The organism is Robinsoniella sp. KNHs210 (genome assembly GCF_000686105.1).
In the GTDB taxonomy this organism is placed as follows: Bacteria; Bacillota; Clostridia; order Lachnospirales; family Lachnospiraceae; genus Robinsoniella; species Robinsoniella peoriensis.
On record NZ_JMLZ01000002.1, the window covers coordinates 3908347 to 3929125 of the forward strand.

Sequence of the window (20779 nt, forward strand, 5' to 3'; positions counted from 1 at the left end):
AATTATGCTTTTATGGAAGTTCATTTACATTTGATGAGCAGTAAAGGGAGGAAAAGGTTGAAAGAAAATTATGTTATAGAAAGGATGCCACGGTGTGATTCTTTCAATCTGTTTTATTGTGGCAGTATTGCAGGCAAGCCTGCAATATACAATGGGTATAAAAATGAAAAATAAAATATATAAAAAGATTTTGGCAGTGGTAACCGCGGTAGCAGTGGCGGCGACACCGATGTCAGGTACCGTATTTGCCAGCGAAAATACGGCAATCGAAATACAGGAACAGGATAGTGCAGCCATTACACCTGAGTCAGAAAAGCAGGACGGTGAATCGGCTAAGGAGACTGATCAATCGGAGGTTCTGTTACAGACAGAAAAACCACTGGATCAGCAGGACGTGAACACAGATCTGGATGAAGTTCTGGAACAGCCCGGTAATCAGAAACAGTCCGGTAATCAGAAACAGTCTGGGGAAAATAAAGCAGCCGGGGAAATCTCCTCCACGGCTCTTAAGAACTATGACTTTACTGATTATAAGCTGTCATCGGATGGAAAGGCGCTTGAATATGACGGTCAGAAGCTTTTACTGGAGACTGTTGGAAGCGGAAAAAAACCGTCCTTGGTAAATGATGTATACAGGGGACAGGTGCTTCAGTTAAATGAAGCGGATTATAACAACCGCGGATATGCACTGCTCCCGGGAAATCCTTTTGCAGGACAGGAGACGGAGAATGGCCTTACCCTCAATTTCTGGACAAAGACTACGGGCAAAGCAGGCGGTGACAGATGTCTGATAGACTTTGAAGTAGCACCTTCTACGGGAAAAAGAGCGGGTACATTTGCGGTGAACCAGCTGATGGTTTATTGGAATACCACAGACCAGAATACTTTTTATACAGATTTTTCCGTTGCCAGCCTGGGACTAGACCAAAAGGATGCATGGAAAATGGTTACCATGACAGTCACAGAGTCCGGAATCACTTTTTATAGCGACGGTGTGAAAAAGCAGCATACCATTACCTCCGGTTCCGAGAAATACGGGCAGATGATCAGCGATCTGACAGGAGGCCTTGCCGAAGATCCATCCGCAACCAATGTCCGTCTGGGCGCCAGCCTGGCAACATACTGGAAATGTGCCGGAGCTATGCTGGATGACGTTTCCTTCTATGGAAAAGCACTGACTGATGATGAAGTTTCTGCTCTATATCAGGAAACCATGGTGCCAATCCCCTTGGAGAGTGTCACTATTTCAGGCAAAAATACGGTGGATGAAGATAAAAGTATCCGCCTCAGCGTTACACTGCAGCCCGCATCTACAAATGTAGACAAGACAGTAACCTGGGTATCTGATAATCCAGAGGTACTTACGGTAGACGAAAAGGGTGTTGCAAGAGGAATTTCCGAAGGGACTGCACATGTGACAGCAATCGTTAGCGGTATGGAATCAGAAGCATTTGAAATTACAGTACATGGAGTAGAGTCAGTCAGGGAACTGCAGGAGGGATATTATGCAGCTGTATATTCCACTTCTACAGACTTCTATGCCTCCGCAGCAAATGTAGCCCAGGAAACCCGCAGTGTCTACATGGCTGTGAGCAAAGACGGAAAAAACTTTGAAGTTCTGAACAATGGTGGTGCAGTGATTTTCACTAAGAATACCAATGGCACGCTTCAGGTTACAGATCCCCGTATCTTTAAGACAGAAGAGGGATTTACAGTGGCGGCACCGGATGCGACGTCCTCCAGGGGAATCCATCTGTTTACTTCCACAGATGGAGTAGCTTATTATGATGACATCATGGTATCAGAAACTGAATTAAATGCATTGCCATTGAAACGTTCTAATTTTACATTAATGCTGAATGGGGAAAATATATTAGACACAGATGAGCAGATTACCCTTGGAAATGCGGTTTCCCTGACAGAAGAAGAGTACCGGTATATCGTAAATAAACTGGGGACAGTTGTAAATAATGGACTGGAGTCCCTGACCGGCTTAAATGTAGATGCGCAGCAGGGGCTTACGGAACAGGAGCTGGAAAAACTGTACCCAAGTGTTAATGCAGTTTATACAGACGGATCCAGTCAGAAATTCAGTATCGACTGGGAGGGAGCGCTGCAGGGCATCAGCTTATCCCAACCGGGAGAGTATACATTAACCGGTAAGGTGGTTCAGACCCAGTATATCAATAAATTAAAAGAATTAAATGGAAGCACCCTTCCGGAAGATGATCCGGAGAATGCAAATCCGGATGATCCGGATAATTATAATGAAGAAACCGGTACGGTATATTACGATGAGACAAAATTCGTGGAAGGCATGGCGGATCCCTGCATTTACTGGGATGAACAGAGCGGATATTATTATATGACCGGTTCATATTTCCCGGAGGATCAGGATCAGATTGATTCAAACGATCAGCTGGAACAGTATGACCGTGTAGTTTTAAGACGTTCTAAGACACTGGAAGGGCTGCAGGACAGAAGTACCCAGGTAACCGTCTGGAAGGCCGGAAACCAGGGATTCTATGATGGAGCAGACTACGCTTCCAGAGGATACCGCTATATCTGGGCACCGGAAATACACAGAGTGGGTGATAACTGGGTTATTTATTTCACAGAAAGCCACAGCAGTAATTTATTTGATATCTATTGCCATGCACTGGTACTGCCCGGAGACCGTGATCCTTATGAAACTGCATTACAGGCATCCGGTCAGGAATCCGAATGGACAGACTATAAACTGGGTGTAACTTCAGAGGTATCGGAAAATCCGTTTAGCAGGTCCTTCTGTCTGGACATGACTTACTTTAAAGATGAAGTGAACGGACAGTCCTATGTAATCTGGGCAGGCAAACCTACCGCAGCTTATCAGGGCTCCAGTACTGATTTATTTATAGCCAGTGTGGATGAGCAGCAGCCATGGCTGGTGACTTCAGAGCCTACCCGTATTACCTGTTCTGATTATGGATGGGAACGGATCCGTTATTGCGTAAATGAAGGAGCAACTGTTTTACAGAAAGACGGCAATATATTTATGTGTTACTCTGCATCCGGAACCGGGTCAGAATACGCCATTGGTATGTGCAGTGCAAAAGGAGGGGAAGATTTGCTGGATCCAGCCAATTGGACGAAGAGCCCTTATCCGCTGCTTACATCAAGGGATGTAAATGGAGAAGAAGGACCTGGACACAACTCCTTTACGGTAGATCAGGACGGGAATGCGATCTTCGTATACCACGCAAGGCCAACTTCCCATAATTACCGGAAATGCGGTTCTGATTATAATGGAAATAACAGCTCCTATAACGGAGAGCCACTGAACGACCCCTGCCGCCATGCAAGATTAAAACGCGTACATTGGACAGCCGACGGCTCACCTATATTAAAAATGACCTATGAAGAAGAATTACTGGATGCATACAGTACCGTATCTTTAAAGGTAACCGTAACCAAAAAAGCAGAAGAAAAGGTAACAGTAGAGTACGTGGCACAGACGGGTGGAAAAATCAGCGGAACAGCTGTCCAGACCATAGTGAAGGGCGGTTCCACAACTGAAGTAACGGCAACGGCAAATACAGGATATACCTTTACCGGATGGAGTGACGGAGTAAAAACGGCAAAGAGAAGTGACCGAAATATAACAGCATCCAAAAAGCTGACAGCAAACTTTACGAAGATTCAGACTCCGCCCAAACCGCCGGTACCGGAAACGCCGAAAGCATCAAAAGTGACGCTAAACAAAACAAAAATCACCATTGGAGCCAAAGAAAAGGTAAAATTAAAAGCAGCAGTTAAACCCGCAAATGCATCTCAGAAAGTTACCTGGAGTTCAAACAAGAAGTCAGTAGTGAAGGTGACGTCAAAGGGAGAGATCACCGGAAGAAAGCCTGGAAAGGCTACGATTACAGTAAAGACAGCAAATGGCAAAAAGAGTTACTGCAAGGTCACTGTAAAAAAAGCACCAAAGGCAATTTCAATCAGTACAAAAACAAAGGATCTGAAGAAAGGAAAGTCCTGGAGGATAAAAGTAAACTTCCCATCAAAGACAGCCAGTTATAGGCTAAAATATAAATCTAACAATTCATCAGTGGCTGTTGTTTCATCAACCGGAAAAGTTACTGCAAAGAAAAAAGGAAAAGCAACCATTAAGGTAACTACATTTAATGGTAAAAGTGCTAAGATAGTAATCAATGTAAAGAAAAAGTAATAAGTGTAAAACACGCGCTAGAGCGTGTTATAAAATTCATTCCTGCCATCTGCACGCCCCACTTTGCGGCATATTTGCCCCGAATTCAGGTTGCGTAGCCCGCTACGCGCCCTTCATCCGGGACAAATCTACCACAAACTGTGACGCACATCTGTCAGAAAGCAATTTTCAAACACGCTCTAGTAGAGGAAGTGATATAGAAACGTCACCACTTCCGGAAATACACGGGGCAGGGTACAGAATTCGATACTTTTGTAAGGATTTCAATCCTGCCTCTGTGTGATTAGACCAGAAGGTATCAAGCCTAAATTTGGCACTTACATATTAGAAAGCGTGGTACGGTACCTGAAAAAAAAGTCTAAAATGATATAAAAAATAAATTGAAAAAAATGTAAAAGTTTATAAATTAATACTTGATTTTATAGCGATCCAATGCTATAATGATAAAGCTGAATAGCGAAGCGTGGCTCAGTTTGGTAGAGCGCTGCGTTCGGGACGCAGAGGTCGTGGGTTCGAATCCCGTCGCTTCGATTCCTTGGCAGGGGCGCCGGAAACCTTATGTTATATAGGGTTTCCGGTCTTTTTTATTTGTTTCATGATATATATTTTACCTCGGAATTACATGGATTTGAATCTGTTCTAACATTTGTTCTAACACCTTGGGAAGGTAGCATCAGAGTACCTGTCAGGCTCTGTGCACGTTCATCTTGATGATATTTAGAAATATGTGTGTATATATTCATTGTAGTGTAAAAGTCAGCATGACCTAACCATTCCTGAATATCTTTTGGCTGCCATCCTTTTTCTTGAAGAATAGATGCGGTGGAATGACGTAGGTTATGAAATGTGAAATTATTCCTGCCAAACTTTTTTACCAACAAAGAAAAATGATGATATATGAAGTCTGGAGAAAACAGGTGACCATCTTCCCAGGTGAAAAGGAAACTGCTTTTATGATAGGTATTTCCAAAAAACTGCTCGTATTTTTTCTTTTTGGAGATGACCTTTCTAAAAAAGTCTTCAATTTCGAGTGTCATGGGATAGCTTCTGTAACTGTCTGGCGTCTTTGTTTCATTTTTGTCATGTAAGGTAGTTATCTTTACTACAGTCCTGGAAATAAATAGTTTATGGCGTTGAAAATCTACAGAATCAAAAGTCAGTCCAAGTACCTCCGATCGCCTGAGTCCAAAGTGCAGTGTAGCAAAGATGAGATCTGATGTTACGTCTTTAAGAGTATAAACAAATTCAAGAAACTGGTTGGCCTCAGCGGTAGTGAAAAATTGTATCTTACGTTGTAGCTGTTTATTGCTTTTATTTGTAACCTTGACGCTTTGGGCAGGATTTGAACGTATAATTTCATTTAAAACAGCCTTGTTTAATGCAGCATTGATTATGAATTTGTGACTTCTAACAGTTCGGACTGCCAGGCCACTAGATTCTTTAGTTTTCTGATTAACTTTCCCATGAGTTAGCATTTCATGGTAATATTCCTCAAAATGTCGCACTTTTAAGTCTTTGAGCTTCAACATGGAATTCTTAAAATATACAATTGCATGTTTGCTATGAAGCAAATAGCCTTCATAGGTAGTTTTCTCTACATCAGGTTGTATACTTTTTAGCCAATACTCAATCCAGTCCGAAAAGAGCATATCAGCGTTATAGTTGTATACATTGCAATCATCGTATTTCGCCAATTCGATGCGCAGCATTTTTTCGGCTTCCCTCTTATTTCCTTTGACTTCCAGACCAGTTGAAATCCATTTTTGACGTCTCTTTCCCAGGTGTTTATCGTGGAAATTTAAAACCATATAAAAATATTGTTTTCCGTTAGCAGTTGTTTTTATTTGAAGATTACCCGTCATATTTCTCTCCTTTTCATCATGGCGGGCAGATAATAGTTATTATATTATACCATATCTGCCCTCAATTTTACAGTATTTTAGGTTGAATTCATAAATTCAATAACAGCATCTTTTCTGATTTTATATAAGCGTCCAATTTTTTTGTATGGAATCTGTTTTTTATGCAAAAGATTATAAGCAGATTTTTTTTCGATTTTCAACATCTTGCATAAAGTTGTGACATCTACAACATCAGGGAAATCATTGAACATGGTTGACCTCCTTTATAGCCCTAGGAGTTTTGAGCCTGATTTTTTGAAATGCATTATTTCTGAGACTCGAAAAAAAACCAACAGCTATGGATTCTCCTACAGATAAATTGCGTAATATATCATGCCATTCTTTCCAGTTTGATTGCTCAATAGATTTGGCAGTGAGTGATAGTTCTGCTTCTGGAGGGTTAAATATTAAGCGCAATCCACATTGCATAAGGCTAGACTGAGCTGCTTTATCAAATCCATAAAATAAAGATTGAGTCGATAAAATTAGGTTAAAACCAAACTTTCTGCCTTCGGTAAGTAGTTTTTTCATTATGGTATTATCATTAAAACTTAATTGCTGACATTCGTCTAAAATGATATAGATTGGTGGCATAGAAATATCGTAATTATTTGAACGAATTATCCATATGTTCCAGAGGAAGAGTTCGGTCAATTTTTTATTGATCTCGCAATTGGATGAAGGATAGTTATAAATGATATGTCTTCTATGATCTAAAGGTAGTATTTTCTGAGATAGAACATTATCACTGTACACATGCAATATTATATCTATGAATTTTTCGGATAAATTGATTGATGTGGTAGTATTAATCTCCTCCAATAAATAGGACAGAAGTGCGAAATCTGGTTCGGGGAGATTGGTGCTTGCTTTCATATAAGGTAAAAAAGAATTATTTGAGTTCAAGATCATTGAATTTTTTAAAAAGATGCTCTGCATGGCAAGCAATGCTTTAATTATACAAGTTCTTTGCGTAGATCCGAGTTTCCAAACAGAACTTATAATGTCGGCTTTCTGAAGGAGAGTCTGGGAAGCATTATTACCATTATAGTGTGTAGAAAACGGTTTAGTAATGCTGAAATCTAAAAGTATATCCAGATTTGAGAAATCTGTAGGTTTTAGTTCTAAACTTTTGGAAAAATCTAAAGCATATAATAATGCATCAGTTTGGGATAATTGGTTTAAAATATTTTTTATTGCACTAGTCTTGCCGCTTCCTGATTTACCGGTTATTAATATGTGCCCATTTATATTTTTGTCTGGAAGATAATATATGGGATTGGTATTGTTTTGGCCTATGTATAGTTTGTTGTCCATTTAAATCGCTCCTCATTTTTTAAAATATATTTGCTTCACCTATTTCTGTGAATGCAGATTTCCGAAGTACAATACAGCGTTCATATTTACAAGCTCCATCTGTGGTAGTAAGCCTTTTTTTTATTTCAAAGCAGCGTTTTGTAGACGAGTCAATTACTAAGATGTCTGCATCGGCTAAGCATCTAAGAATGCTAACTGGTAATACATCTGAAAATATTTCAGGAACTATCTTATTTTGAAAGACACTTCTCCGAAAATAGATGGATTTTTTGTCTATGATTATAGGGATACAATTTTCTTCATCAGGGTATTTATCGTACGGATTAATACATTTAAATACACCATACATATACATATTTTTAAAGTGTTCAATAAAAATTTCTGCAATTCCGGAAACATCGGATGTTGCTAGCTGTTTTTTGAACCAACCTTGAATATCACAAAGTAGAGAAAAGTTTTTATCACAATTTGTATCGTCCCTTAAAGCATTAATGAATTCTTGAGATATCTTATATGCAGCTAACATCTGTAGAAAACAAGCGTTGTAACTTTCTAAGTTGCTAGAGTATTGAGTTTCAAAAATCTTTCGAATCATTAACAAGATATTGTCGTAATTTTCGGAGATATAATTAGTTAGATGAATAACTAGGTCGCCAATTATATAGTTCGCTTTGTAACAATTGTTAAGTTGATTGCTATCAATAGATATGGTTATTATATTATCAGAGGACACCCCCGCGATAGGTGTGGTAGATAATACAACTGGAATAAAATTATTGAAAGTGCCTTCTGAATAAGAAACTTCAGTTCCGTTTAAAGTTAGAATTAGATTAAGATTACGTTCAATTTGATATATATCAGCGGGTTTTTTCTTTTGATTATTGACTTTAAGTAACAGAATTTCATCTTTACTTGAACGAATTAAATTAGTTAACTCTTTTTCTGAAAGGGGAAGCTCAGGGATTTTCGTGGGATTCTCATAAAAACATAAAAAATGTTTAATAAAATTATCAGTAGTTTGGTTAAAATTATCCACACAAATATTTACAATTTTATCCCAATATATGCCTTCACTTTTATTGAATAAAGTTTGCAATATAGAAGCTACGAAAATTAGGTGTAAATAGGTAAGATTTTCGTTAATTGTTGGAAGAGTTCTTTGTGAATGGGTTTCTTCATGTTTATCGTTTAGTAAAGCCGAAGAGCAAATAATTTTTTTTTGTACTATTGGGCCATCTAAAAATTCAGGAATTGTATTGTAAGGATTTATAACAAATAGTGGTTTTGGATTTTTTTCGGTAAATCTCCAACCGGGTAGTATAGGAAGATTGGCAATTTCTATTTTGCAATTTGACAGAGCATAGCCCTTAATTAACGCTTCTTTTTGCGAATCGCGTACTTTGGCAGTAAAAACAATGCCATCTAGGAGAAGTGCTTGAATAAAATGCCCTGGCTTCCTAAACTGTTCTACAGTAATTTTAATGCTGTGTTCTTCACGTGTTGAAAAGTGTTCAAAGCAGAAATCCATAATCTGGTCGTTATCCGATTTTAGCGGAGAGCTTAATAAAAGTAAGGATTTAATCTTAAAAAATGAGAAAACAGAATAAAATGCGGTTCCGTTCGGTTTTTGCGTCAAGAGATCGAGTGAACCATTATGTGGGTTTTCCAAAAGATACTGTCTGTCATGTTCCTTCGGATATTTTTGGCGAAGTATGTCTATTTGCGAACGCAGGCAGTTATTTGCATGGATTAATTGGGAAGTTTGATCGTATGAAGCGTTTGAGTTATCTAACATTTTTTTTCCTCCATCTATGTTTTTTTGTGATTTAATAATATAATAAAAAGTAGGTATTTACATTGACAAAAAGTTTGAAATGGAGGGCGATATTAAAAATTATGAATGAAATATGGTTTAAGAGTATACATGAATTATTTAAATCACATATTAATGATAGACTGGCAATATATGACACTATGGATTTTTTGCTGGATATTACTATTAATAAAGAAGGGCTTGAAGATTCGACAATAAGTCGTTTAGCTAATGGTAAAAGAAATGTACCAAAGAATATGCAGAAAGTTATTTTAAAGAAAAAGAATTGGGATCTTGATAGTTTTATATGTAAGCACAAGGGAGAATCTACAATTGCAGAAGAAGATGATACAAAGAGAATTCTGATTGAAGAATTAAGAAAGCTATATGGGAAAATTGTCAATATTCCTTATTTTAATGATAATAAAAATAAGATAGAGGATGATACTATTATTGGAATTATAGTACGTAAGCTGTCACTTCCAAACTATAGATTCATTAATAGTAGAGTTCTGGTGTGCGATAATTTCTGCGGTAGAATTGATAAGCTAAGAGAGATAGAATTAAATATCTATAAGTATACTAAGGTCATACTATATGGAATAGGAGGTGTTGGAAAGACACAATTAGCAAAAAAGTTTATTAATAACAATAAAATATATAGAGATAGTAGTGAAGATGAGATCAAACGAAAATATAAGGATTTTTATTTTGTGAAATACTCTATTGACATTAAAAATACTATTAGTAATATTGAATTTAGAACAAATACTGATGATGATATATCTTTAACAGTGGATGAAAAGTTTTGTAGAAATATAAAATACCTCTTAAATAAAGAAGAAGATTCGATTCTTGTCATTGATGGCATGGATATAAATTCATATATGTCTGAATTAAATTTTTTATCATTTTTACCATTGCATATACTAATAACTACAAGATGTCAGTTTGAACATAAAATATTTAAAAGTATTCACATAGGAATAATGAATTATGAAAGTTTAAAGAAAATATTTCTATGTAATTACCTCCAAGGGCAAAGAGTGAATAAACAAAAACTGGAGTTTATTTTTGATAAGGTAGAATATCATACTATGATAATATCATTACTTGGTAAAGCAATGAAAAATTCTGATATTTCTATTGATAATATGGCAAAATATTTACATAAAGAGAATATTTTTGGAATAAACAATTTATCAAAAGTTAAATCCGGGTATAACGGTAAGGAACTTATAATTAGAGGGCATATATTTAGTATATATAAGTTATACGATAATATACCATTAAAGGAAGTAAATCTGTTAAAACATGTGTCATGTTTTTTGAATTGTGATCTGTGTATAGAATATTTGGAACGATGGGATAAAGATTATAGTGTACAAGGTTTAAACTACTTAATTGAAGGCGGTTGGATTGAATTTGATAATGAAAAAAATAAGATAAGAATGCATAGTTTAATTTCAGAATCAATTTTTTTTGGTGAAAAAGTATCAATTAGTGATTGTAAAGAATTCATTGATAAAATTAAAAAAGATATTTCAGAGCCATTTGCGCTAACAGTTGATCCTTTAGTAATGCGAAACATATTATTTTCACTATACTTAAGATTTGATAGATCAATAAAAAATTACAACAATAAAGAGCAAAAAAATGTTAGCAGAATTAAATCCGAGTGGTGGGAGTTTGTCTATTTGTGTTTGCTGTATTTTATAAAATATGCAGATACAGCTCATGCTAAAGTTATTATGAAGACATTATATCAGATTGATAATATTTTTGTGGGAAATTATATTCAAGGTCTGAAAGTAAATTCATGTTTATCAAAATATTATTGGATAGAAAATAATGTAGAGGAAAAAAATGAAAAATATACAGAAATAATTAACACACTATCAAAAAGAATTAAACTTATTGAATCAGTAAATACCGGAGATGAAAAGAATGATATAGTAAGTTTGATTGACTTTTTAACAGATTTTATTAAAGAGCAATTAGATTTTTTAATACCAAATCTATCAGAAAATGTGGAGCTCTTTGAAACATATGTTTATGACTCGGTAAAATATTTATATAAAATCCAGAGAATAAAAAAAGAATATAAGTTGGGATTAGAAATATGCTATTATGAAGGATTGATATCTTGCTGTTTAGGTGATTATTATAAAGGGTTTATAATACTAAATAAGGTTTATGATAAATTTTCAGAAATGAAGGATAGATATTACCAGATTAAAATAAAATGCTTACAGATAATATTTGGCTATTACATTTTGCTTCAATATGGTTGGGATATAAATAGTGGAAGTATAATTTATCAATATGAGGAAGAATTAAGAAAATTGGGACCGTCATTAGATAATGCGCCGATTAATATTAAAGAACTTTCTTATATAGCTGAAATTTTTGCAGTGGTGATTGCAGGAAGAGGTAAAAAAGGTACAAAAGAAGAAATAGAAAAAAGCAAAATAAAATTATTTGAGGCTATCAGGAAGATTCCTAAAGAATGTATAAAGAATACAGGTGTAGAAAGTGTTATTACGTATGAAAGGCTAAATTATGGAGTAAATAGAACAATAAAACTTATAAATGAAGTTGATAAATGACTGATAGGAACTTACTTCGAGAGGGGAGACTGGTGGGACTATCGTCTAGGTATATATACAGCAAAGGTTTGATTTTCATGTTTTTAGAAAATCAACTCTTAGTTGTATATAGGAGAGTAAAATTGAATAAATTTTAAGAGGGGTATGGCACAAGCGGTCTATGAAAATGATGAATTTGAATACGAATTAGGGTTGAAGCCAACATTGATACATCGCCCAGCGCTGAAGGACCGTGGAGAAGTTAAGCTTTTCTATGGCCTTTTTAAACTTACCAATGGTGTATCGGTTTTGAAGTGATGTCCAAGGAAGACATAGATGCTTATGCGAATGAATATTCTAAAGCATTTGATTCCTCCTTTAGTCCATGTAAGAGCAATTATATCGGCATGGCAAAAAAGACAGTCATAAAGCAGGTGCTGAAATACTCACCTATTAAAGCAGATTTCCAACAGGCGTTATCTACGGACGAAACCATTAACTTTGAAATTAGTGAAGAGATGTCCGAAATTCATAGTGAGGATATTTTTGATGCAAACTACACGGAACAGGGTGTGTAGAAGTATGAATTATATTCCAAAATATATTAGGCGTTATAATTGGAGGCATGAAAGATGTAAAGGTGGAATTTGTATGAGGCAGATACTGTAGGATCTACGACGCAGAAAATTTTGGGTGTGGTTGTCTTTTAAGACAGATTGTGTAGTGCAAAAGGGTACCTGGGGAAAAGCCTGATTCAGGATCAAGTGTTATGGGATGGGTGAGAAAAAATGGATAAATTTCCCGACTTTTTTAAAAGTGAGGTGAAACCAAACGATTTTCACATGAAAGCTTAGTAGCATTTCATATGCAAATATAAAAGTTGGGTAAAAAAGCTGTTTTAAATAAGCAGTAGAAAAATTCATTATTAATTTTAGCGACTAATGACAGTGTCAAATGCTTTGCTCTATTCGCTGATACTTACGATCTAGTGTACCTAGTTGTCAATTACGCAGAGACCGGTGACAGCATTCATGAACCATGGATGGAATCGGTGGCTACAGTCAGATGCTGGATGTAGTCGGATATAATTACGGTTAGCGGGGAGGACAGGTTGTTAACGATCATGAAGCTTTTCCGGAAAGGAAAATGATAGGGAGTGAAAGTGCGCGCTGTACGGTAACCAGAGGTATTTATAAAAGAGATGACGAGAAGGGATATTGTCCGGAATATGACACATATTCCGGAGGGAAACTGATCAGTGGAAAAAGCATGGGCTGATGTTGCTGAAAATCCTTTTTTATCGGGTGTTTTCATCTGGAACGGATTTGATTATCGCTGGAGCCTACGCCGTATGAGTGGCCGAATGTCAATTCGCATTTTGGTGTTATGGATACCTGTGGGTTTCCCAAAGACAATTATTTCTATTTAAAATCGTAATGGACTAAGGAACGTGTACTTCATATTCTTCCACACTGGAACTGGAAGGACCAGGAATGAGAAACAAAAGAAATCTGGGTGTATAGTAATTTTCAGGAAGTAGAAATGTTTTTGAATGAGAAAAGTCTGGGCAGAAAAAAAAGAGAACCCCATGGCCATTTGGAATGGCAGTCTTCTTATGAACCAGGACAGCTTCGTGCTGTTGGATATTTGGACGGTGAAGCATGCATGCAGAAGATCATCTGTACGACCGGAGAGCCGGATTCCATTGTAATGGAGGCGGATCGTAATATATTGATGGCAGACGGATGTGATACCGCTTGTATCCGGGTGTCTATTTTGGATGTGAATGGGGGCGTTGTACCGACATCTGACAATCTGATACGGTTCGCAGTTCAGGGCAGCGGCAGAATATTGGGGGGAGGGAATGGAGATCCAAGCAGTCATGAAGTTGATAAAGCGGTACAGCGGCATGTATTTGGCGGGAAATGTTTATGTATTGTGCAGGAAGGAGAAGAAAAAGGGGAGATTTGTCTTAAAGCCTCTTTGGAAAATCTGGGTGATGCCACCTGCCATTTGATTCTGACATAAAGGAAATTAGATTTCTTTACATACTTAATATGTCTGTATCATGGGGGATACGGTAATGAAAGTACATATTTGAAAGTAATGTATTATTTTGTGAGTTGTTAATAAAAGAGTAAATAGATAGTATGGAAATAAAGTCTCAGGGAGAGATTTGTGAGGAAGGAGGAAAGGTTAAGGTAACGATTTCAAAGCAGATCTATAAAATACTGGAACGAGATCTGTATCATAATTTTTTAAACAGGATTTAGAGAGAAGGGAGATTTAAAAATGCAAAAGCTTAAAAAAATTATCTCAGGAGTCATGTCGGTATGTATAGTGGCATCCAGTATGACTTTGAGTCCATCTGCTGCTGTAATCGAAGAAAGCAAAACGGAAACGGGCACAGCCGTGGAAACGCAGTGGGACAAAGTCTCAGGGATTTTAGATGATTATGTTGGGGTTTATACAAAAGATACGAAGTTAGGTTCACCGTGGAATACAGGATACAGTCCGGATGGTCCGCTGATGGGAAATGGAACGGTATATGCGTTTATGGCGGGTGATCGAAAAGCGCAGAATTTATATATTTCACACAGCAACATGTGGCAGGACCGTTCTTCTGATAACGGGCAGGAATATACAACGTTTGGCGGAATTACGATTCAACAGAGTGATGGTCAGAATACGGAGTCTGGAAAGGAGTTTCGCTATGAACAGGATATGAAAAATGCCGAGGTAAAAGCGCAGTCCGAACTGGGATTCACAACAATGAACTGGCTGTCTGCAAAGGAAAATATTATAGTATCGGAAATAACAAATGTGACGGAAGAAGAACTTCCCATGGAAGTATCTGCATGGACTGCCAATGCAAATACTTCTGCGAAGGTAGAGGGTGATACGATGATAGCTTCAAAAAAAGGTATCAGTAAGCCTAAAGACCGGGACAGTGGCACGGGAAAATGGGAAGGATGGAATGTAAATATATCCATGGCATCAAAGATCATAGATGATATTAATAAATCAACCAAAAACATTGATAATAAGAAGAATGCAACGACATTTACACTTCGGCCGGGGCAGACCGTGACTATGGTTTCAGCGATTGAAGGTGGAAAAGAAGAAGGAATGGAAAATACATTGGAACAATCCACTCAGAAGGCGATTAACAAACTTGCAACAAGAACCAGTGCTAGTTCTCTGGAAATTGCAAAGCAGGTTCATCGTGAATATTGGAAAGAATATTGGATGAAATCTTACATTGATATTCAGGATGCCGACGTAGAGCGTATGTATTATGGTATGTTGTACCAATTAGGATGCTCTACGTCTATTTCCAGTGAAAGTAATGGTGGAGTGGCAGCAGGACTTTTCCCTTGGACAGCAAATGACCATCCGGCATGGCAGGGTGATTATACAACGAATACAGATTTCCAGAGACAAATTCATCCATTAGTACAGGCGAACAGAACCAGCGGCATACAGAACTATTTAAACATCATCCATCAGTACTGGCCGGAAGCAGAGAGACGGTCTAACAGTGTAAAAGATTTGAACTGGATCATTGAAGGAACGCCAAGACCTGAGAAATTCAATTCCGGAATCGAAGGTGGAGCGTTATTTCCGACTCATATTGGACCGTGGGGAGCGTCTACGGAACAGTACAATGGTCGAAGTGATTATTGGAATTCGCCAGCAGATGCTACATCTGTGTTGATGCCTGTTGTAAAGATGTGGAAATATACACAAGATGAAGATCTTCTGGAGGAACTATATCCTCTTATGAAATCTGTTTCTATTTTCTGGGAGAACTATATTACATTCGAAAATGGAAAATATGTTGTGTATGGAGCTACGCACGAAAATGTGCCTGGACGTAATCCGATACTTGATGTTGATGCGTGTAAATATATGTTAGCTAATACAATTAAAGCCGCAAATCAATTAAAGACTGATTCTGATAAGGTTGAAGTCTGGAAAAACATATTAGATAATATGAGCGATGTTCCAACTATGCTATATAAAGGAAAAACTACCATTTGTGATGTGGAAGGACGGACAGAAAAAAATACCGGTGCTACTTTTGATGGAAATCCGGTAACGATACAATCTGCATATTATTTTGATGCCATCGGAATGAGTGCATCGGATTCAGAAAAAGAAAAATATATTAATTATCTAAATGTAAAGAACGGAATGGGAAATCATCGCCGTCTCATCAGTGCGACCCGCCTGGGATACGATATTCATGAAATTATTGAACAGTTAAAGGTAGGATCTATTAATAAGGCACCAAGTGATTGGGAGGGAATTCGCGGCAATAACACGATAGGAGACATCGGCGGAACCGGTAGATTAGCTATTGTGCAGGATTCTTTACTGCAGAGTAATGAAGGTTTTATAAATATTTTTGCAAACTGGTTTGATGATCAGGAGGCAAGCTTTCGAAGAATGGGCGCAGAAGATGCTTTTTTAGTGGATGCAGACCAGAATGCATTTGGACAAGTTACTTATGCTAATATTTATAGTGAAAAGGGAAGGTCCTGTTCCGTATTGAATCCATGGCAGGGACAAGGTCTTGCATTAAAGGTTTATGTGGATGGAAAAGAAGTTGCAACAACCAAAAAAGCAAATAGTTTAGGTGATGTATATACATTTGATACAGAAGCGGGTAAACAATATGAATTAGCATATTCAGGGGGACTTCCAGAAGGAATTAATATTGATGCTCGTGTGGATGTTTTGTTAAACGAAAGTGTAAAAATCAATGTGATTAGCAATTCGGATAAAAAAATCATTTGGGAATCGAATGATCCAATAGCAGTACCGATCGATGAAAATGGCAATGTGACGGGTAAGCTAGAAGAAACAGCAACCATTACGGCAACTTTGGAAGGAACGGAAATCAAGGACACCTGTATAGTCAATGTGTTAACTGAAAGAAAGATTCCATTTTCACAGTTAACAGGAGTGGCAGATAGTGAAGAAAATACAGGAATAAATGGTCCGGCAGGCGATGCGGTGGATGGAAATGAATCAACTATATGGCATAGTGCATTCAGTCATGACCCAATGCCGGATATCCCAAATGACATTAACAATAGTTTTACCATTGACCTGGGCGATGTTTATAGTATAAATAAGCTGGAATACCTTCCGCGTCAGTCAAATACGATACCTAATGGACGTATTTTAAAGTATGAGTTATGGTACAGCATGAGTGAGAAAGGTGAAGATTTCATAGAGATACCTGATGGAAGCGGTGTCTGGAAAAATAACATTGAGAGCAAAGAGGCAGTTTTTGATATTGTAGAAGCCAGAAGAATAAGAATTCGTGCAAAAGAAACAGCAGCGAGCAGTGTACCGTATAGAAACAAATATATATGTGCAGCCGAATTTAATGTTTATGAAAAATCCATCCCAATAGTGGAAGTGGAGGCTAAACAAGTTGTACTATCAGCAAAAAATCTGATGATGTATGAAAATGCATCAGAAACACTTACGGCAACGGTTCTTCCTGAAAATGTTTCTTTCCCGGGTGTAACGTGGAAATCTTCAGATGATACAGTTGTATCTGTAGAACGCGGCGTGATAAAAGCGGTAAGCCCTGGAATAGCAACGATCACAGCAACCAGTAGGGATAAACTGGCATATGCTGTCTGCGAGGTAACTGTAACAGTTGATCCGGCACTGGTAGAACAACTTCAAAATATGTGTAATGAGTATGATCAGTTAATAAAAGATGATTATACATCGGATAGCTGGAATGCATTCCAGTCGGCTTTGGAAAAAGCTAAGAGTATCTTGGACGAGCCTGTTAATGTACAGAATGAGATTGACGCATTAAAGTCAGCTTATGAGGCGTTGGTAGAATTTGAAGGCATTGAAATAAATCAGAAAGATCTTTGTGTTTTTGCAGGAGAGAAAGAACAGTTAACTGTAAGAACAAATAGAGAAGAGAAAATTCTGTGGAGTAGTAGTGATGATAATGTAGTGTTATTGGGTAAAAATGGTGAGATGACTGCTATTGCAAAAGGTACAGCTACAATTACGGCTTCCCTGGAAGGAACAGAATATAAGTCTGCATGTAATGTAACAGTAGAAGGCGGTAAAGTCAATTATTCTCCTAGGGCATCAACGATTACCGGCAGCTCTGTCCATGAGGCGGGATTTAAAGCAGAGAATATTGCAGACGGAAAGACGAGTGACGGAGGAGACAGTAATGCCTGGGTATCGGCAAATACACCTTTTAAAGAACCAAAATGGGTAGAATTGGATTTTGATTCACCAATAACGATTAATAAATGGAAAATTACACATATTGCCAAAGGGGATACAAAAAATATTACGAGAGATTTCTCCTTACAAATTAGTAATGACAAAATTAATTGGGTAGATGTGGATGCGGTTTCGGGTAATACGGAACTGGTTAATGAGCGCAGTTTAAGAGAAGTGGTTACATCTTCTCATTTCCGTTTGTACATTACAACAGCAGACAACTACAATGGGCAATGGCCAAACAATATGGCTAGAATAGATGAACTGGAATTGCTTTATGAAACAGATAAAAGTAATATCAGTGTAGCAGAAGTCTCTGAGCAGAAGCCTGTAAAAGTTTATCCGGGGACAACAGCTGAAAAACTGAAAGCATTGCTTCCCAAAAAAGTGGAGGTTAGCCTGAGTAATGAGTTTACAGCAATGGTTCCGGTTGCATGGGATACAACAGAATATAAGGAAATCCCTGGTACATATAAAGTAAAGGGAATACTTAACCTTCCTGATTCTGTATTAAATGAAGAAAAGAAAGAAGCATCGATCGAAGTTTGTGTTGAAAAGTATAAGGTTGTATCTTTGAGTCCGGTAGATGATCTGAAAGTAGGTCTTGGAACTGCATATGAAGACCTTGCATTACCACAGTCTGTGGTAGCAGTTATGGATGACGGCTCTGAACAGGAAGTAAACGTAATCTGGGCAGGAGATTATGACGGTAATAAGGCGGGAGATTATATGCTGCTTGGGACACCTGATTTGGGAGAGTTGTATGATAATCCGAATAATATTACTGTTCCGATAAAGATAACGGTTAGTACAACGCAGACAATTGTCGCAGTGAATATTTTGGAGGATGTGAAGACCGCTTTTGGAACGACACAGGAGGAGTTAATTGAAAAATTACCTTCCGAAGTATTAGTACGATTGAAAACAGGTCAGGTATGTTATCTACCGGTAAATTGGGTAAGCCACAGCTATGACCCGAATCTGGCAGGAAACTATTTGTTTAGGGGAATCCTAAATATAGGGGAAATGGAAAATCCGGAGAACCTTGAGTCAAGTATCAATATCATCGTTTTGGAAGAGGGAAAACCCGCACCAGAAGACTTGCAGGCATTAAGGCAGGCAGTGGCCGATGCAAAAGGTATCGCCGGTGACGATTACACCAAAGAGAGTTATGACATACTTTTGCAGAAAATACAGGATGCAGAGAATGCCCTGGAAGATCCTGATTTAACCATGGATGTAATCAATGAAAAGAAACAGGCGGTCATTGATGCCATTAAGGCTTTAGAAAAGAAACCATGTGAGCATATGGATAAGAAAAAAATCATTTTATTAGAACCTGGTTGTAGTACAGATGGGCTAAGTATTGTGAAATGCAAGTTATGTGGCGAGATTATTACACAAGAATCGATACCGGCATTGAGACATGTGTTTGGGGAATGGATAATAAAAGAAGAAGCAACCATCTTCAAAGAAGGATTGAAAGAGCGTATCTGTAGTAGAGATGAGGAAGTAGAAACTTGCGTAATTGAAAAACTGCCTTCTTGCCGGGTTGCATTCTTGGATGCAGATAACCGAGTGATCGGAGAAGTTCAGACAATAGCGTTGAAAGGATCTGCCAATGCACCGGATGCACCAAAGAGAGCGGGATATCGCTTTGTCTGCTGGGATCAAGAATTTACGAACATAACGAAAGATCTGGCGGTATGTGCAACCTATGAAAAAATTCCTTATCGAATATTCTATAGGGATATTGAGGGAGTTTCTAACCACAATCCGTCATCCTATACTGTGGAGGATATGGTGACTTTAAGCAACCCTGTAAAGGAAGGATTTACATTTACTGGCTGGTATATGGGAAATACCAGAGTGGAACGGATCATCAAAGGTACTACAGGAGATATAAACCTTACTGCAAAATGGAATAAGAAATCAGTGAAAGATATTGGTACCCTTGACATCAAAGGCATCCAAACACAGATTTACACTGGAAAAGGAGTATATCCTAAAATTACAGTAAAGGATGGCAATCGGTTGTTGGAAGAAAATATCCATTATGTAGTTCGCTATGTGAACAACATGAAACCGGGGCGTGCAACCGTAACAATCCAGGGAGTCGGAGGAAAGTATACGGGTAAGGAAGACAGAACATTTGAGATAATAGCTGCTAAGAACAAGTCCTTTACAGTAGGAAATTTCAAATATACTGTTACAGATGCATCCACAGAGAAGGGAACCGTAAGGCTTACCGCACCGACAAAGAGAAGCTTTACATCGCTTACAATTCCGTCCAGTGTAAAGATTGGAAGCTATGCATACAAAGTGACAGAGATTGGGACCAAAGCATTTAGAAACAATAAATCATTGAAGAAAATTGTGATTGGCAAAAATGTGAAGAAGATTGGCTCTTATGCGTTTGATGGAGATAGAAGTCTGAAGAACGTAAAGATCTCCTCGAAAATGGTAAAAGAGGTTGGAAAAAAAGCATTTCGGGGAATTGATAAAAAAGCAGTGATCAAAGTGCCATCCAGTAAATTCAGAACCTATCAAAAACTCCTGGCAAAAAAGGGTCAGGGAAAAGACGTAAAAATCAGTAAATAATGTATGGGACATGAACGCTGATATCATGTTTTGCATGGAGCTGCCTTAAATAGTAGAAGGCAGCTCCTTTTAC

14 protein-coding genes and 1 tRNA gene are annotated in these 20779 nt (G+C 37.7%); 9 read left to right on the forward strand and 6 right to left on the reverse strand.

Annotated elements, in window-relative coordinates; translation table 11 throughout:
• Nucleotides 1-118: 118 nt before the first annotated feature.
• Nucleotides 119-4207 carry a family 43 glycosylhydrolase gene (locus CD03_RS0123490; RefSeq protein ID WP_156043005.1) on the forward strand — a complete coding sequence of 1363 codons (4089 nt, stop codon included), beginning with the start codon at nt 119-121 and terminating at the stop codon, nt 4205-4207.
• On the opposite strand, the gene CD03_RS40160 is transcribed toward CD03_RS0123490, so the two are convergent.
• On the reverse strand, nt 4188-4256 hold the full coding sequence (locus tag CD03_RS40160; RefSeq protein ID WP_416389808.1) for a hypothetical protein: 69 nt from the start codon (nt 4254-4256) through the stop codon (nt 4188-4190). The two genes, CD03_RS0123490 and CD03_RS40160, sit on opposite strands and share 20 nt — an antisense overlap.
• Nucleotides 4257-4292: 36 nt before the next feature.
• Nucleotides 4293-4358, reverse strand: a complete 66-nt coding sequence (locus CD03_RS40165; RefSeq protein ID WP_394910230.1) for a DUF6783 domain-containing protein — start codon at nt 4356-4358, stop codon at nt 4293-4295.
• A gap of 306 nt (nt 4359-4664) precedes the next feature.
• On the opposite strand from CD03_RS40165, the gene CD03_RS0123495 reads away from it, so the two are divergent.
• A tRNA-Pro gene (locus tag CD03_RS0123495) sits at nt 4665-4738 on the forward strand.
• Nucleotides 4739-4800: 62 nt separating this feature from the next.
• Here CD03_RS0123495 and CD03_RS0123500 read toward each other — a convergent pair.
• The 4 genes from CD03_RS0123500 to CD03_RS0123515 form a co-directional block, all read right to left on the reverse strand.
• On the reverse strand, nt 4801-6069 hold the full coding sequence (locus CD03_RS0123500; protein ID WP_027295719.1) for a tyrosine-type recombinase/integrase: 1269 nt from the start codon (nt 6067-6069) through the stop codon (nt 4801-4803).
• A gap of 77 nt (nt 6070-6146) precedes the next feature.
• Nucleotides 6147-6320 (reverse strand): helix-turn-helix domain-containing protein, encoded by a 174-nt coding sequence (locus tag CD03_RS37390; protein WP_081820357.1) that lies wholly within the window; start codon nt 6318-6320, stop codon nt 6147-6149.
• Nucleotides 6310-7425 (reverse strand): hypothetical protein, encoded by a 1116-nt coding sequence (locus tag CD03_RS0123510; RefSeq protein WP_027295720.1) that lies wholly within the window; start codon nt 7423-7425, stop codon nt 6310-6312. The genes CD03_RS37390 and CD03_RS0123510 overlap by 11 nt, the downstream gene beginning before the upstream one ends.
• Before the next feature lie 19 nt (nt 7426-7444).
• Nucleotides 7445-9220: a hypothetical protein gene (locus tag CD03_RS0123515; protein ID WP_027295721.1), complete on the reverse strand. Its 1776-nt coding sequence runs from the start codon at nt 9218-9220 to the stop codon at nt 7445-7447.
• Between the two features lie 101 nt (nt 9221-9321).
• On the opposite strand from CD03_RS0123515, the gene CD03_RS0123520 reads away from it, so the two are divergent.
• From CD03_RS0123520 to CD03_RS0123550, 7 genes are all read left to right on the forward strand, one after another.
• On the forward strand, nt 9322-11847 hold the full coding sequence (locus CD03_RS0123520) for a hypothetical protein (protein ID WP_027295722.1): 2526 nt from the start codon (nt 9322-9324) through the stop codon (nt 11845-11847).
• 144 nt (nt 11848-11991) lie between these two features.
• Complete coding sequence (locus CD03_RS38040; protein ID WP_156043007.1) at nt 11992-12144, forward strand: hypothetical protein; 153 nt, start codon at nt 11992-11994, stop codon at nt 12142-12144.
• The gene (locus tag CD03_RS34565; protein ID WP_027295723.1) at nt 12144-12404 is read left to right on the forward strand and encodes a recombinase RecT; all 261 of its coding nucleotides are present in this window, start codon (nt 12144-12146) and stop codon (nt 12402-12404) included. The genes CD03_RS38040 and CD03_RS34565 overlap by 1 nt, the downstream gene beginning before the upstream one ends.
• A 568-nt stretch (nt 12405-12972) precedes the next feature.
• Nucleotides 12973-13104 (forward strand): hypothetical protein, encoded by a 132-nt coding sequence (locus tag CD03_RS39025; RefSeq protein ID WP_255348113.1) that lies wholly within the window; start codon nt 12973-12975, stop codon nt 13102-13104.
• Nucleotides 13085-13255, forward strand: a complete 171-nt coding sequence (locus tag CD03_RS38045) for a hypothetical protein (protein WP_156043012.1) — start codon at nt 13085-13087, stop codon at nt 13253-13255. Before CD03_RS39025 ends, CD03_RS38045 begins: the two co-directional genes overlap by 20 nt.
• An 80-nt stretch (nt 13256-13335) precedes the next feature.
• The gene (locus CD03_RS36420; RefSeq protein ID WP_304413416.1) at nt 13336-13854 is read left to right on the forward strand and encodes a DUF4982 domain-containing protein; all 519 of its coding nucleotides are present in this window, start codon (nt 13336-13338) and stop codon (nt 13852-13854) included.
• Nucleotides 13855-14118: 264 nt separating this feature from the next.
• The gene (locus CD03_RS0123550; RefSeq protein ID WP_027295725.1) at nt 14119-20706 is read left to right on the forward strand and encodes a discoidin domain-containing protein; all 6588 of its coding nucleotides are present in this window, start codon (nt 14119-14121) and stop codon (nt 20704-20706) included.
• Nucleotides 20707-20779: the final 73 nt, after the last annotated feature.